The following is a 14,857-nucleotide window of genomic DNA, read 5'->3' on the forward strand; positions in this document are numbered from 1 at the left end:
CGTTCAGCCCGCCCACCCGGTCGATCTCGACCTCGATCGGGCCGTAATGCACGCCCTCGACCGTGATCCCCTGTTTCAGCGCTTCCAGCCGGCGCGGGTCGATCTCGCCCGCGACCCGCACCTTGTAGCGCCGGACCCAGGCGTTCTCGGGCAATTCCAGCCGCCGCGCCAGGCCGCCGTCGTTGGTGAGCAGCAACAGGCCTTCGGAATTGAGATCGAGCCTGCCGATCGAAATGACCCGCGGCAGGCCGGCCGATTTCAGCATGTCGAAGATGGTGATGCGGCCCTGATCGTCCTTGTGGGAGACCACCAGGCCGCGCGGCTTGTTGAAGCGCCAGAGGCGCGGCCGGTCGGGCGAGGCGACAACCCGGCCCTCGACCGTGATGCGCTCCGCCCCGGTCACCTTATAGGCCGGGCTCTCCAGCACGATGCCGTCGACCGCGACCTTGCCCTCGCCGATCAGTTTCTCGGCGTCGCGGCGGGAACAGACGCCGGCGCGCGCCAGATATTTGGCGATCCGCTCCGCCTCGGGTGCTGCGCTCTCGGCAGGGGCGGCGGGCTTGCGTTTCGGGGTGCGTTTGGGGGGCGTTTCTGTCGACATGGGCGGATCATAGTCGTGTAATTTCCAAGCGCCATGACCAAGACGCCCCTACCGCCGACCCCGCCCACGCCGACCCCGATGGACCTCGCCCTCGACGAGGCCCGGGCCGCCGCCTCCCGCGGCGAAGTCCCGGTCGGCGCCGTGATCGTCGACGGCAGCACGCGCCAGGTGATCGCCCGCGCCGGCAACCGCACCCGCGAGCTGAACGACCCGACCGCCCACGCCGAAATCCTGGCCATCCGCGCCGCCTGCACCGCCCTCGCCCAGGAACGCCTGACCGGCCACGACCTCTATGTCACGCTGGAGCCCTGCGCCATGTGCGCCGCCGCCCTCTCCTTCGCCAGGATCCGCCGCCTCTACTACGGCGCCGACGACCCCAAGGGCGGCGGCGTGGCCCACGGCGGGCGGTTCTTCACCCAGCCGACGTGCCACCACGCGCCGGAGGTCTATGACGGCATCGGCGGGGAGGAAGCGGCGGCGGTGTTGAGGGGGTTTTTCGGGGAGAGGCGTTAGTTTGAGCCACATTTTTTGTCCTCTACGAGCTTAACATTTGAAAGTTCTCTTTTTGTTCCATGATATAAGTATATGGGAACCTTTTGATTCGCAGGCCCGATGAGAGACCAACGGATACGTGATCCGCTTCACGATCTTGTCGAATTCAACGCCTCAAGATCCCAACTCGAGCGCGTGCTATGGGATGTTTTGCAGACGCGGCCGTTTCAGCGGCTTCGGCGCATTAGACAACTGGGATTCTCAGATCTTGTTTATCCTGGAGCGACACATTCACGATTCTTACACAGCATAGGTGTTTTCCATACTGCAAGGCGGCTTATTAAAGTCGTTGAACGTTATGGAAATGAAGATACAAAAGCTCAGCAGGCACTGGCAGCGGCTTTACTCCATGACGTTGGGCACGGACCTTTCAGCCACGCTTTTGAAAAAATAGGTGAGCGTTTTGGTTTTAAGATGGCCCACCATGAGGATGTAAGCGATCATCTTATTCGCCATGGAGAAATAGCCGATAAATTAAGAGATATGGGTAGCGGATTTGCCAATGATGTTGCGGACATGGTGAGCGGCGGAGGGAATTCCACAATTTATTCAGCAATTGTTTCAAGCCAATTTGACGCAGACCGTCTGGACTATATGAGGCGCGACCGTTTAATGGCAGGAAGTCAACATTCTGGCATTGATTTCGAATGGCTTATGCAAAATCTTGAAGTTGGCGATGTCGAAAATAGTGTTGACGGAACAAAACTTAATCCCGTCCGAACATTTGTTCTGGGGCAGAAGGCAATATTGGCGGCGGAGGCATATGTCCTCGGCCTATTTCATCTTTATCCAACCGTTTATTTTCACAAAACAACGAGAGGTGCGGAAAACATATATTCAGAATTGCTCTCTCGTGTAATCGATCTTGTGAAGAATGGATCAATAGAAAATACAGGATTGCCCAAGAATCACCCACTTGTAAAATTCTCAAACAATCCTGAAGATATAGAGTGCGTTTTGTCGTTGGATGACACAGTGATTTGGGGCGCATTATCGCTAATGGCGGAAAGTAAAGATGAATTTATTTCTACATTCTCTAAGCGGCTTCGCGACAGAAATCTATACAAATGCATAGATGTGCGAGGACGAATCGCTCACGACAAGAGCGATGCGGATTCAATGTCGCCAGAGTGCGACGCCGCATGCGCATATATTCGCAACGAATTAAATGATTCTGTCACGAATTTTTCGCTCAGTTCGCCCAATTCGCCGCCGAAGATCTTAATAGATGATGTTGAGCGGTCCCCTTATAAAAAGCTAACGGAAGATTCCAAGGGGCCTCTTAATCAAATTAATATTCGGACAGAAGGCGGTAGGCTTGTTGATTTGTCCACACGGTCGCACGTTGTGGCGGCGTTGAAAAAATTTCGCGCATTTAGAGTTTATTACGCGAATGGCGACGAAGAATCGAAGAGAAAAATAAACGAAATCATAAGCTCGGGAGTGTCAAAATGGCCAACCTAGACGACGCACGTCGAGTCACAGCAATCGTTAGCGATGCTGGTGGGCAAATTGTTGGAAGAACTAGGCTTCAAAAGATTGCATTCTTCCTGGAGCAAGCTGGCTTTGGAGCTGGGTTCCAATTCCGCTATAAGCATTATGGTCCTTACTCGGAGCAGCTCGCCCAGGCGACGCAACTCGCGAGTATTATGAGATTCATTACCGAAAAAGAAGGATCTGCTACCTGGGGCGGATCATATTCTATTTTCTCAACGTCAACTCCGCCTGACGGCAGTCCAATGTCGACTCGCCGCCGTAGCTTTCTTGATGAGATGGTGAAGGCTGACGCAGTTGAACTGGAATTGGCTGCAACGGCTGCATTTTTGGCGATTGAGGGGATTCCGGATCCATGGGGCGAGACAGCCAGAAGAAAGCCGGAAAAGGCTGAAGGTGGACGACTGCTCAAGGCTAAGCAGCTCTATTCACGGCTGCGTCAAATATCGACTCTTAAGGACTTGCCGAACATCTGAGAAAAGCATTGGTACAATTCCCTAAATCCCCACCCCCGCCTTCCTGAGCGTCTCGCACGCCAGTTCGGCCAGGAATTTCGCCACGGCGCCGTACATCATGGCCTTGTCGGAGCTGGCGTTGCCGTCGAGGCCGCGTTTGTAGACGCCCTGGGCGATCGAGGAGAGGCGGAACATGGAGAAGGCCAGGTAGAATTCCCAGTTGGGGATGCCGGTGCGGCCGGTCTTGCGGCAATAGGCGGCGAGATAGTCGGGCTCGCTCGGAATGCCGGTCGCGGCGAAGTCGATGCCCATCAGGTTGCCCATGGTGGGATCGGCGATGTGATAGGGCATGCAGTTATAGGCGAGGTCGGCCAGCGGGTGGCCGAGGGTGGCCAGTTCCCAGTCGAGCACGGCGAGCATCCGGGGCTCGGTCGCATGGAAGATGGTGTTTTCCAGGCGGTAGTCGCCATGCACCAGGGCGACATGCTCGCCCGGCGGGATATTGGCGGGGAGCCAGGCCATGAGCTTGTCCATGGCGTCGACCGTCTCGGTCTTGGCCGCTTCGTACTGCTTGGACCAGCGGCCGATCTGGCGCTCGAAATAATTGCCGGGCTTGCCGAAATCGCCGAGGCCCACGGCATTGACGTCGACCGAATGGAGCCTGGCCAGGACATCGACCATCTGCTCGTAGATCGCCGCCCGCTCGGCCGGGGTCGCGCCCGGGAGCTGGGGATCGCGCAGCACGCGGCCGTCGACATGGCCCATGACATAGAAGGGCGTGCCGATCACTTCCGCGTCTTCGCAGAGCAGGAGCGCCGGGGCGACCGGCACGCCGGTCCCGGCCAGGGCCTCGATCACCTTGTATTCGCGCTCGATCTGATGGGCGGAGGCCAGCAGCTTGCCCGGCGGCTTCTTGCGGAGGACATAGCGGCGCGCAGGCGTGGTCAGCAGATAGGTCGGGTTGGACTGCCCGCCCTTGAACTGTTCGACCGTCATCGGCCCGGCGAAACCCTCGATGCGGGCGGCCAGAAAGGCTTCCAGCTTCGCCTCGTCGAAGCGATGCGCCTCGCGCACGGCCGAAGTTTCGCTGGCGGGACCGGATGCCTGGACGACCATTTCAACGCCTCTCCCCTGTCATTGGGGGGCGACGCTAGGACGCTCGCAATTCCCGGTCAACCGGGACCGTGCCGGTCATTCGCCGGCGGCGGCGATCGCCTTCAGCGCGATGTCGGTGCGGTAGAAGCCGCCCGGCCAGTCGACCTTGGCGATGGCGGCATAGGCGGTCTCGCGCGCGGCCTGAATGGTCTCGCCGAGCGCCGTCACATTGAGGACGCGGCCGCCCGCCGGCACGAAATGATCGCCCTCCGCCTTGGTCGCGGCATGGAACACGGTGACGTCCGGGCTTACCGCCGCGGCGGCGTCGAGCCCCCGGATCTCGCCGCCCTTCTGCAATTCGCCGGGATAGCCCTTGGTGGCCATCACCACGGTGACCGCCGGCCGCGGGTCCCAGTCGATCGCCAGCTTGTCGAGCACGCCGTCGGCGGCGGCGGCCAGCACGGGCAGAAGGTCGCTCTTCATCCGGGCCAGCAGCACCTGGCATTCGGGATCGCCGAAGCGGACATTGTATTCGATCAGTTGGGGGCCGGATCTGGTCAGCATCAGGCCGGCATAGAGCACGCCCTTGAACGGCCTTCCCTCCGCCGCCATGGCGGCCACGGTCGGGCGGATGATGCGCGCCATCACCTCGTCCACCATGGCGGGGGTCATCAGGGGCGACGGGGCGACGGCGCCCATGCCGCCGGTATTGGGGCCTTCGTCATTGTCGAAGGCGCGCTTGTGGTCCTGCGCACTGCCGAGGGGCACGACATGGCGGCCGTCGGCGATCGCGAAGAAGCTCGCCTCCTCGCCCTCCAGGAATTCTTCGATGACGATCTCGGAGCCGGCGGAGCCGAAACGGCCGGAGAAGCAATCGTCGATCGCCATCGCCGCCTCGTCCCGGGTGGTGGCGATCACCACGCCCTTGCCGGCGGCGAGCCCGTCCGCCTTGATCACCACGGGGATGGTCTGGTCGGCGAGATAGCGAAGCGCCGAAGCCTTGTCGTGGAAACGGCCATAGGCGGCGGTCGGGATATTGTGGCGGGCGCAGAGATCCTTGGTGAAGCCCTTGGAGCCTTCGAGCTGGGCCGCGGCGGCGCTCGGCCCGAAAGTCTTGATGCCCTTCTCGGCCAGCTTGTCGGCCAGACCGGCGACCAGCGGCGCCTCCGGCCCGACGACGACGAAATCGATCTTCTCGGTCCGGATCAGGGCGAGCAGGCGGTCGACCTCCTTGGGGTCGATCTCGACGCAGGTCGCCACCGCGGCGATGCCGCCGTTGCCCGGCGCGCAGAACAGCCGGCCGACCAGGGGCGATTTCGCCAGCGCCCAACACAGGGCATGTTCGCGGCCGCCGCTTCCGATCACCAGGACATTCATCGCTAAACCCTCGCCCAACTTCGGGGCAAGCTTGTATCATGTCCGCATGAGCATGGAAGACCTCGCCCCTGCCCCGGCGCCTGCCAATTTGCCCGAACTCTCGGTTTCCGAACTCTCCGCCCAACTGAAGCGGACGGTGGAGGACCGATTCGCCCTGGTCCGCGTGCGGGGCGAACTCACGGGTGCCAAGCGCCATTCCTCCGGCCATCTCTATTTCGCCCTCAAGGATGCCGAGGCGGTGCTGGACGGCGTGGCCTGGCGGAATGTCGCCGGCAGGCTCCGCTTCCGGCCGGAAGACGGGCTCGAAGTGGTGGTGACCGGCAGGCTCACGACCTATCCCGGCCGCTCGAAATATCAGGTGGTGGCCGAATCGATCGAGCCCGCGGGGGCCGGCGCCCTCATGGCCCTGCTCGAGGAACGGAAGCGGAAGCTCGCCGCCGAGGGCCTGTTCGCGCAGGAGCGGAAGCGGCCCTTGCCCTTCCTGCCCGCGGTCATCGGCGTCGTCACCTCGCCCACGGGCGCCGTAATCCGCGACATATTGCATCGCCTGGCCGACCGCTTTCCGCGCCACGTCCTGGTCTGGCCCGTCGCCGTGCAGGGCGAAGGGGCGGCCGAACAGGTGGCACGGGCGATTCGGGGCTTCAATGCCATCCCCGAAGGCGGCCCGGTGCCGCGGCCCGATCTCCTCATCGTCGCGCGCGGCGGCGGCAGCCTGGAAGACCTCTGGGCCTTCAACGAGGAAGTGGTGGTGCGCGCCGCGGCGGGCAGCGAGATCCCGCTGATCTCCGCCGTCGGCCACGAGACGGATACCACGCTGATCGATTTCGCCTCCGACCGGCGGGCGCCGACGCCGACCGCCGCCGCCGAAATGGCGGTGCCGGTTCGGGCCGAACTGCTCGACCGGGTGGAAGACTTGGGCGCCCGCGCCCGCCAGGCTGCCCGCCGCCTGCTGGCCGAGCGGGACACCAGGCTGGAAGGCCTGGCCCGGGGGCTGCGCCATCCGCGCAGCCTGATCGAGGCGGCGGAACTGCGCCTCGACGATCTCTCCGACCGGCTGCCGCGCGCCCTGCTCGGCCTGATCGGCGAGCGCAATGCCCGGCTGGCGACAGCGGCCGCCGGCCTCCGCCCCCAGGTGCTGACAGGCGAGATCCGCCAGAAGGCGGAGCGGCTGGAGCTGATGGCGCAGCGCCTGTCGCCCGCGGTCGGCCGCCGGCTGGACCAATTGGCGCAGCGGCTAGTGACGCCGGCCAAGCTGCTCGAGGCCCTGTCCTATCAGGGCGTGCTGGCCAGGGGCTTCGCCGTCGTCCGCCGCGACGGCGCCCTGGTCGCCGCGGCCGCCGCCGTGCACCCGGGCGATGCCCTGGAGATCGAATTCGCCGACGGTCGCGTGCAGGCGCTGGCAGGGGGCGACGGCCCGCGCCGGCGCGGCCGCAAGGCCGAAGGCCCGCCGCCCGAACAGGGCACCCTGATCTGAAAGACCATGATGGACGCAAGCGCTCCCGCCAAACTGCATTTCGAGCACGGCCATTTCCGCATCCTGTGGCCCGGCGCCTTCGTGATCTGCGCCGCCACCGGCGCGCAGATCCAGCTCGAAGACCTGCGCTATTGGTCGGTCGACCGGCAGGAGGCCTATGCCTCGCCCGAGGCGGCCTTGATGCGCGCGGCCCAGCTCGGGCTGACGCCGTGAAGCTCGTCGTCGGCCTCGTGCTGCTGCTCTCGGGCGCAGCCGAGGCGGCGACGGTCGACGGCGAAGTGGCGCAGGGCGCCCTGGTCACCGGCCATGCGGCACCCGGCGAACATATCCGCTACCAGGACCGGGCACTGCATGTGGCACCCGACGGGCGCTTCGTCCTCGGCCTCGGGCGCGATGCGACGGGCGAACTGGTGCTCCAGGTGACCGAGGCGGACGGCAGCACATCGGTGCTGCGCCGCCCGATCGCCAAACGCGCGTGGGACATCCAGCGGATCGACGGCCTGCCGGAAAAGCAGGTGAATCCCGATCCCGCGACGCTGGAGCGGATCGCCGCCGAACGCAGCCGCATCGCCGCCGCCCGCGCCGTCGACAGCGCCGCCACCGATTGGGAGGCAGGCCTGCAATGGCCGGCCAAGGGGCGGATCTCCGGCATCTACGGCAGCCAGCGCATCCTGAACGGCGAGGCGCGGCAGCCGCATCTCGGCCTCGACGTCGCGGTGCCGGTGGGCACGCCGGTTGCCGCCGCAGCATCCGGCACGGTCAGCCTGGCGGAGCCCGATCTCTATTTCACCGGCGGCACCGTGATCGTCGACCATGGCGCCGGGGTGCAGACGCTCTATGCCCATCTCTCCGAGGTCCGGGTGCATCCGGGCCAGCGCGTTTCGGCCGGCGATGTCATCGCCCTGTCCGGCAAGACCGGTAGGGTGACCGGCCCGCATCTTCATTTCGGCCTCGCCTGGTACGGGCTCCAGCTCGACCCGGCGCCGCTTCTGCCGCCTCAGTAAGGTCCCCGAGGAGTTTCCATGTCTGCCGGCTTTCCCCCGTTCGAAGATCCCCGCCTGGGCGAGCCCTGGCTGCTGACGCCGGGGCCGCTCTCCACCTCCTACAGCGTGAAGGCGGCCATGCTGCGCGATTGGGGCAGTTGGGACGGCGATTTCCGGGCCATGACGGCGAGCCTGCGCCGCCGCCTGCTCGCCCTGCTCGGCGAAGGGGCCGGCGACTATGCCTGCGTGCCCATGCAGGGCTCCGGCTCCTATTGCGTCGAAGCCATGCTCGGCACTTTCGTGCCGCGGGACGGCAAGGCTCTGGTGCTCGCCAATGGCGCCTATGGGCTGCGCGCGGCGAAAACCCTCGGCCAGATGGGCCGGGCCTGCCGCCTCCTCGACAAGGGCGACTATCTGCCGCCGCGGGGCAGCGAAATCGCCGCGATCCTGGCGGAAGACCCGGCGATCACCCATGTCGTCGCCATCCATTGCGAGACCAGTTCCGGCATCCTGAACCCGCTGGCCGAAATCGCCGCCGCGGTCGAAGCGGCCGGGCGGCGCCTGCTGATCGATTCGATGTCCGCCTTCGGGGCGGTGCCGGTCGAGCCTTCGGCGATCCGCTTCGACGCCCTGGTCTCCTCCGCCAACAAATGCATCGAGGGCGTGCCGGGCTTCGGCTTCGTGCTGGCCCGGACCGAAGTGCTGACGGCGGCGCAGGGCAATGCGCATTCGCTCAGCCTCGACATCCACGCCCAATGGGCGGAGATGGAACGTTCCGGCCAGTGGCGCTTCACCCCGCCGACCCATGCCGTCGCCGCCTTCCTGACCGCGCTCGACGAATTCGAGGCGGAAGGCGGCGTCGCCGCCCGGGGGGCGCGCTATGCCAATAACCGCGACCATCTGATTACCGGCATGCGGGCGCTCGGCTTCGAGACCCTGCTGGCCGACCGCTGGCTGTCGCCGATCATCACCACCTTCTTCTGCCCGGCCGATCCCGCCTTCCGTTTTCCGGATTTCTACGAGCGGATGAAGCAGCGCGGCTTCATCCTCTATCCGGGCAAGCTCACGGTGGTGGAGAGTTTCCGCATCGGCACCATCGGCCGCTTCGACGCCGCCGTGGTCGACCGGGTGGTGGCCGCCGTGGCCGCCGTCCTGAAGGACATGGGGGTCGCCAGCGCCGCTCCGCCGGCCGGCGCCCTGGCGGAACGGGAGTCCTTCCTGAAGGCGGTGGCCGCCGCCTGAAGTTTTTTTGGCGGCCGCTGTCGATCCGGGCGGGGCTGGCGCGTCTATGGCTCGGACAGGCACGATCGGCGTGCCTGCCAGGACCGACAGAAGAGTCTCGTCATGCAATACATGCTCCTGATCTATGAAGACGAAGCCCAGTTCGGCGCCGCCAAGGAGGGGCCCGCCCTGCAGGCGATGTTCGGCCGCCACATGGCCTTCGCCCAGTCGCTGGGCGATGCCCGCAAGGGCGGTGCCGGCCTGAAGGGTGTTGCCACCGCCACCACCGTGCGCAGCACCGGCGGCGAACAGGTGGTGCACGACGGCCCCTTCGCCGAGACCAAGGAACAGCTCGGCGGCTTCTACCTGATCGACGCGCCGGACCTCGATGCCGCCATCGCCATCGCCCGGCGGGTGCCGCTGGTCGGCAACGGCGCGATCGAGATCCGCCCCCTGCTGGCGGGCGATTGACCGCGGCCCTGCTGGAGGCCGCGGTCCGGGTGGCGGGCGGGCGCATCACCGCCGCCCTGGCCGCCCGTTTCCGCGACCTCGACCTGGCGGAAGAGGCACTAGCCGATGCCTGCATCCGGGCCTTGGAAGCTTGGCCCGCGGCGGTTCCGGCCGATCCCGCCGCCTGGCTCTACCGGACGGCGGAGCGGGCGGCACTCGACCGGCTGCGCCGTCGCCAGGTCCGGGACCGGCCCCAGCCCGACGCCCCCGCCCCGCCGCCGACGGTGGAGGAGCGCATGGCCGACGACTCGAGCCTGATCCCGGACGAAAGGCTGCGGCTGATTTTCGTCTGCTGCCATCCTGCGATCGCCGCCAATGCCAGGGCCGCCCTCACCCTGCGGCTGGTCTGCGGCCTCTCCACCGCCGAAATCGCCAGCGCCTTCCTGCTGCCCGAGGCGACCCTGGCGCAGCGCCTGGTGCGGGCCAAGCGCAAGATCGCCGAGGCCGGTATCGGCTTCGAGATCCCCGGCCCCGAGCATTGGCCGGAACGGCTGGAAGCCGTGCTCACCACCCTCGAAATCGCCTATGCCAAGGCCCATGAGGACGGTGCCGGTAGCGGCCCCCACGCCGGTTTCGCCCGCGAAGTCCTGTCCCTGAGCGAAATCGCGGCCCGCCTGATGCCGGCCGAGCCTGAAGTGCAGGCGATCGCCGCCCTGGTCCGCTATGCCGAGGCGCGGCGGCCGGCGCGGGTCGACGGCGACGGCGTGATGATCCCGCTGGCGGAGCAGGACCCGGCGCTCTGGGACCGCGCCATGATCGCGGCGGCGGAAGACTACATGGGCCGCGCCCTCGCCCTGTCGCGGGCCCGGCCGCGCTGCCTGCAAGCGGCCCTGCACGGCGCCTGGTGCGACCGCCAGCACCGCGGGGACCCGCCGCCCTGGCGCCACCTGCTGGCGCTCTACAACCGATTGCTGCTCCTGCGCGACGATCCGGTGGTGCGGCTGAATCGGGCTGTCGTCCTGGCCGAGGTCGAGGGGATCGAGGCCGCCCTCGCCGCCGTCGAGGCCCTGCCGGCAGGCCAGATGGCGGATTTCCTGCCCTATCAGGCCGCACGGGCCGACCTTTTGCGCCGGGCCGGGCGCGGCGACGAGGCCCTGGCCGCCTATGACGCCTGCCTGGCCCTGAGCCCGCCGCCGGCCGAGGCGCGCTGGCTCGCCCGCCAGCGGGACCTCATCCGCGCCTGAGAAAGAACAGGAAGTCGATCTCGGCGCTGGGCCGGCCCAGGCGGGTCAGCAGCGCATGAGCTTGGCCCCGGTGATGAGCCTGGTGGTTGAAGACATGGGTCAATATGTCGACCCGCCGGTCCTGGAAGCTGCCGCCCATCAGGCTCCGATAAGTCACGGTCTCGCCCAGCGCCACCGGGTCCAGCGCCTCGACATAGGCGGCGATCCGCTCGTCCTCCGCTGCGCGGGCAGCGCGCAAGGGCTCGAATTCCTCGAACAGGATCTGGTCCAGGCCGGTGATGCCCGGCGCGCCCTCGCCCGTCAGCCGGCCGAGCCAGACCCGGTCGACCACCAGAAGGTGGTTCAGCGTGCCCTTGACCGACTTGAAGAAGGCGCCCAGGTCACGGCCGAATTCCTCCGCCGTCAGGCCGGCGGCGATGTCGTAGACGATGCCGTTGGCCCAGCGGTTGTAGGCCGCGAGGCGGACGAAATGGTCTTTCACTTGTCGCGCCCGAGAGTCGCCATCACCTCGGACCATTCGCGGGCCGAGAGACCGCTCTCCTCCCGGCTCAGCGGCTTGCCGTCGAGCAGGCCCTTCACCACCGCGAGAGCCTTGGCCGAGAGATAGGCACCGCCCTGACGATAGTTGAGGAACGCCTCGTAAGTGGCTGGTACCCAACGCTTTAATACGTCGACCATCGCCTCGGCATAGACCCGGATCTCATATTGCGCATGAGCATCGGCCCTGAGCGAGAGAAAATGCATGAGGTTGTGAAGGTCTGTTTTCCAATACCATTGGGTATAGAAGTTGAGAGATAGGTTCATCCGCGCCAGCTCACGCGCCAGGCCGGTGACCGCCACTTCCTCGGCCGAAGCGGCCAGGCCGCGGTCTTCCTCCGCCCGCTCCTCGCCGGTGCCGAGCATTTCGAGGTAATGGTCGTAGGCGCGTTCGGAATCGTCGCGCAGCAGCTTCATCACCTTCGCCGCCTGGTCGGGCGGGAGCACGTCGCCCCGGCCCTGGCGGTTGGACGAGGATTGAGCCGCCAGATGCTCCGGCTTGGGGATGTAGAACTCGCGGTCGAGCAGCGAATAGCGGGCCGAATATTCGTTCACATTGGCGGTGCGGTGGCGGATCCACTGGCGCGCGACGAAGATCGGCAGCTTCACGTGGAACTTGATCTCGCACATCTCGAAGGGCGTGGAATGCCGGTGGCGCATCAGATAGGCGATCAGCCCGGCGTCTTCCCGCACCTTCTTGGTGCCCTTGCCGTAGGAAACGCGGGCCGCCTGCACCACCGCGCCGTCGTCGCCCATATAGTCGACCACCCGGATGAAGCCGTGGTCCAGCACCGGGATCGCCTCGAACAGGATCTCTTCCAGCGCCGGAACGGTGGCTCGCCGGGTGACAAAACTCTGGGCGCGCTGGGCTTCGATCTCGGCCTTCTGCTCGGGCGTCATGGCGGCTCTCTCGCTTGCCCGACTCATGGATCGCGAGCGGGCTTCTATTCCTGCCCTGAATGCCCTATATCTCCGGTGTCGGGCAACCGACTATGGCGATAAACGAAGTTCGGAATAGACGTTACGGACCCGGGGGCGGTACCCGGCGCCTCCACCATGTGCCGATCGGCAAACCGGTCGGCAGATGCTGGGGGCGAAACAGGATCGACGTGCGTAGTAAAGGGATGCTCTTTCGCCCGGCATGATACCGCCGTTATCGGGTCAAACACACAAGTGCCAACGACAACGAAATGGCGCTCGCTGCCTAAGTAATTAGGTAAGCGCGGTACGGGGGGCACCGGGCAACAGAAGCCCCCCACTGACCTTCCACCTCCATTAGAGACCCCTATGCAGCCGGATCGGCGCCATCTGCGATTGCATTGGCCGGATTAAGATGTTCTTCTTTTGTTCCGGCCGCCAAGAGGGCAAAGCGATGAGTCACGCACGATATATCTCGGCTGCGGATCGCGTCGAAATCAGCCTGCTACACTTGCGCAACGTCATCGAACGAGAGATGAAGCAGCAATCACTGTGCAGGTGCACCAGTGAGAAAACCAACTTCAACCCAGCACAGCCACGAGATGATCATGGCCGCTGGACCGATGGAGCCGGCCCGCCGGGCGCTGCCCACTCGCCCCCAGTCATTCACCACGTCAACATCGACTGTGCCGAGGAACGGGCATATGCCGAATCGAAGTGTTTCAGTCTCTACCTCCGGCCGCTAGACGCCGAAGATGGGCTTCGTGGCCTAAGCATGAATAGCTGTATCCAAGGAATGATCAGCGAGCAGTGTGGCGGGTCACCCATCGGTTTGCGCCCAACGGGACGGCGCAAAGACTTCAGCCGTGACGGGACAGCCGCGATGCCACTCCTTTGGTCGCAAGTACCAGAATTAGACAGTGCGCTCACCCTCGCCGAAAAGACGAGAGATTTCGAAACTGCTCAAAGCATCTGCGACGGCTACTGTATCCGCCACCCAGCCGATCCCGAAGGATTTGCGGCCCGTTCCTTCCTTTGGCACATGCAAGGTCGGTTGGACGAAGCATTGGCCGACCAGGACACCTGCATTCGCCTCGATCGAGCTCCGAATGCGGCACATTACGCGGCGCGCGCTAGACTTCTGAAGGGACTGAAGCGCTGGCCCCAAGCTCTGGCCGACTGGCAGAACGTCGCCGACCTCGACCACACCCACTGGTTCGGTCCCTATCCGCACCTGATGCGCGCCGAATGTTTCCTGGCCCTCGGCGACCTCGACGCAGCCGAGGCGGAATGCGATCTGGTGCCGGACGACTACACCTTCCCCGGCTTCATGGGCAAGACCAAGGGCAGCAAATGGGAAGTGCTGGACGCCGTCGCCACGCGGCGGCGCGGGCGCTGAGCCCAAAAAAAGGGTTCGGCAGTTGCCGGCCGGGTCTTGAAGCGCTGGACGGCCGGCGACTGCGCTAAAACACTCAGGGCACTCGGACAGAACGAGGAAACCGACATGCCGGGGTTCGTCACCTGCCTGTGGTTCGACCATGGGGAAGCCGCCAAGGCGGCCGCCTTCTATGCCGCGACCTTTCCCGACAGCCATGTCGACACGGTGAACCCGGCGCCCGGCGATTTTCCCGGCGGCTGCGAGGGCAGCGAGTTGACGGTCGAATTCACCGTCCTGGGGCGGCAGTTCGTCGGCTTGAACGGCGGCCCGACCTTCAAGCCCAACGAATCGGTGAGCTTCATGGTGGTGACCGAGGACCAGTCGGAAACCGACCGCTATTGGGACGCGATCCTGGGCAGTGGCGGCGTCGCCAGCGCCTGCGGCTGGTGCAAGGACCGTTGGGGCTTCTCCTGGCAGATCACGCCGCGCCGCCTGCTCGACCTCATGGCGGATCCTGACCGCGCCCTCTCGAAACGCGTCTTCGAGGCCATGATGGAGATGGTGAAGATCGACATCGCGGCGATCGAGGCTGCGGCGCGGCCCTAGGCCGGTCCCCGATGCCAAAAGAAAAGGCCCGGCAGTCGCCTGCCGGGCCTGATCTGGAAAGACCGTCCGCCGATCAGCGCTTCGAGAACTGGAAGCTGCGGCGGGCCTTGGCCTTGCCGTACTTCTTGCGCTCGACCACGCGGCTGTCGCGGGTCAGGAAGCCGCCGGCCTTCAGGACCGAGCGCAGCTCGGGTTCCTGATAGGTCAGGGCCTTGGAGACGCCGTGACGGACGGCGCCGGCCTGGCCCGACAGACCGCCGCCGGAGACGGTGGCGTCGACGTCATACTGACCGATGCGGTTCGCGACCTGGAACGGCTGGTTCAGCAGCATGCGCAGGACCGAGCGGGCGAAATAGACGCCGATGTCGCGACCGTTGATCGTGACCTTGCCGGTGCCGCGCTTCACCCAGACGCGGGCGACCGCGTTCTTGCGCTTGCCGGTCGCATAGGTGCGGCCCTTGGCGTCGACGGC

The 14,857-nt window shown here is 65.4% G+C and carries 17 protein-coding genes and 1 other RNA gene; 12 read left to right on the forward strand and 6 right to left on the reverse strand.

Annotated elements, in window-relative coordinates; all coding sequences use genetic code 11:
- Positions 1 to 601: pseudouridine synthase (locus WC493_RS17530; RefSeq protein WP_373066921.1), on the reverse strand; the 601-nt coding region annotated here is incomplete at its 3' end.
- Between the two features lie 78 nt (positions 602 to 679).
- Between WC493_RS17530 and WC493_RS17535 the strand changes: the two genes are divergently transcribed.
- The 3 genes from WC493_RS17535 (at position 680) to WC493_RS17545 (ending at position 3,123) form a co-directional block, all read left to right on the forward strand.
- Positions 680 to 1,114: a nucleoside deaminase gene (locus WC493_RS17535; RefSeq protein WP_373066941.1), complete on the forward strand. Its 435-nt coding sequence runs from the start codon at positions 680 to 682 to the stop codon at positions 1,112 to 1,114.
- 99 nt (positions 1,115 to 1,213) lie between these two features.
- Entirely contained in the window at positions 1,214 to 2,617 is a 1,404-nt protein-coding gene (locus WC493_RS17540; protein WP_373066922.1) for an HD domain-containing protein, read from the forward strand.
- Entirely contained in the window at positions 2,605 to 3,123 is a 519-nt protein-coding gene (locus tag WC493_RS17545; protein WP_373066923.1) for a hypothetical protein, read from the forward strand. The genes WC493_RS17540 and WC493_RS17545 overlap by 13 nt, the downstream gene beginning before the upstream one ends.
- A 21-nt stretch (positions 3,124 to 3,144) precedes the next feature.
- Here the strand turns inward: WC493_RS17545 and WC493_RS17550 are convergent, their stop codons facing one another.
- Both WC493_RS17550 and purD read right to left on the reverse strand, forming a co-directional pair.
- Positions 3,145 to 4,218 (reverse strand): phosphotransferase, encoded by a 1,074-nt coding sequence (locus tag WC493_RS17550; protein WP_373066925.1) that lies wholly within the window; start codon positions 4,216 to 4,218, stop codon positions 3,145 to 3,147.
- Positions 4,219 to 4,293: 75 nt separating this feature from the next.
- Entirely contained in the window at positions 4,294 to 5,574 is a 1,281-nt protein-coding gene (gene purD, locus WC493_RS17555) for a phosphoribosylamine--glycine ligase (protein ID WP_373066926.1), read from the reverse strand.
- Between the two features lie 46 nt (positions 5,575 to 5,620).
- Between purD and xseA the strand changes: the two genes are divergently transcribed.
- From xseA to WC493_RS17585, 6 genes are all read left to right on the forward strand, one after another.
- Complete coding sequence (xseA, locus tag WC493_RS17560) at positions 5,621 to 7,048, forward strand: exodeoxyribonuclease VII large subunit (RefSeq protein WP_373066927.1); 1,428 nt, start codon at positions 5,621 to 5,623, stop codon at positions 7,046 to 7,048.
- Positions 7,049 to 7,054: 6 nt separating this feature from the next.
- Entirely contained in the window at positions 7,055 to 7,261 is a 207-nt protein-coding gene (locus WC493_RS17565; protein WP_373066928.1) for a DUF2093 domain-containing protein, read from the forward strand.
- Positions 7,258 to 8,052, forward strand: coding sequence for a M23 family metallopeptidase (locus tag WC493_RS17570; protein ID WP_373066930.1), 795 nt, complete (start codon positions 7,258 to 7,260; stop codon positions 8,050 to 8,052). The genes WC493_RS17565 and WC493_RS17570 overlap by 4 nt, the downstream gene beginning before the upstream one ends.
- 18 nt (positions 8,053 to 8,070) lie before the next feature.
- Entirely contained in the window at positions 8,071 to 9,273 is a 1,203-nt protein-coding gene (locus WC493_RS17575; protein WP_373066931.1) for a 2-aminoethylphosphonate--pyruvate transaminase, read from the forward strand.
- A gap of 102 nt (positions 9,274 to 9,375) precedes the next feature.
- Entirely contained in the window at positions 9,376 to 9,723 is a 348-nt protein-coding gene (locus WC493_RS17580; protein WP_373066932.1) for a YciI family protein, read from the forward strand.
- Entirely contained in the window at positions 9,720 to 10,946 is a 1,227-nt protein-coding gene (locus tag WC493_RS17585; RefSeq protein ID WP_373066934.1) for an RNA polymerase sigma factor, read from the forward strand. Before WC493_RS17580 ends, WC493_RS17585 begins: the two co-directional genes overlap by 4 nt.
- On the opposite strand, the gene WC493_RS17590 is transcribed toward WC493_RS17585, so the two are convergent.
- Both WC493_RS17590 and thyX read right to left on the reverse strand, forming a co-directional pair.
- Positions 10,933 to 11,427 (reverse strand): DinB family protein, encoded by a 495-nt coding sequence (locus tag WC493_RS17590; protein WP_373066935.1) that lies wholly within the window; start codon positions 11,425 to 11,427, stop codon positions 10,933 to 10,935. The two genes, WC493_RS17585 and WC493_RS17590, sit on opposite strands and share 14 nt — an antisense overlap.
- Complete coding sequence (thyX, locus tag WC493_RS17595; RefSeq protein WP_373066936.1) at positions 11,424 to 12,383, reverse strand: FAD-dependent thymidylate synthase; 960 nt, start codon at positions 12,381 to 12,383, stop codon at positions 11,424 to 11,426. The genes WC493_RS17590 and thyX overlap by 4 nt, the downstream gene beginning before the upstream one ends.
- A 38-nt stretch (positions 12,384 to 12,421) precedes the next feature.
- Here thyX and ssrA point away from each other — a divergent pair.
- From ssrA to WC493_RS17610, 3 genes are all read left to right on the forward strand, one after another.
- Positions 12,422 to 12,743: a transfer-messenger RNA gene (gene ssrA, locus WC493_RS17600) on the forward strand.
- A gap of 712 nt (positions 12,744 to 13,455) precedes the next feature.
- On the forward strand, positions 13,456 to 13,800 hold the full coding sequence (locus WC493_RS17605) for a hypothetical protein (protein ID WP_373066938.1): 345 nt from the start codon (positions 13,456 to 13,458) through the stop codon (positions 13,798 to 13,800).
- A gap of 105 nt (positions 13,801 to 13,905) precedes the next feature.
- A complete protein-coding gene (locus tag WC493_RS17610; RefSeq protein WP_373066939.1) occupies positions 13,906 to 14,385 on the forward strand; it encodes a VOC family protein in 480 nt (159 codons plus the stop codon).
- 73 nt (positions 14,386 to 14,458) lie between these two features.
- Here the strand turns inward: WC493_RS17610 and rpsI are convergent.
- Positions 14,459 to 14,857: 30S ribosomal protein S9 (rpsI, locus tag WC493_RS17615; RefSeq protein ID WP_373066940.1), on the reverse strand; the 399-nt coding region annotated here is incomplete at its 5' end.

The sequence above is a fragment of the Zavarzinia sp. genome (assembly GCF_041650655.1).
Taxonomy (GTDB): Bacteria; Pseudomonadota; Alphaproteobacteria; order Zavarziniales; family Zavarziniaceae; genus Zavarzinia.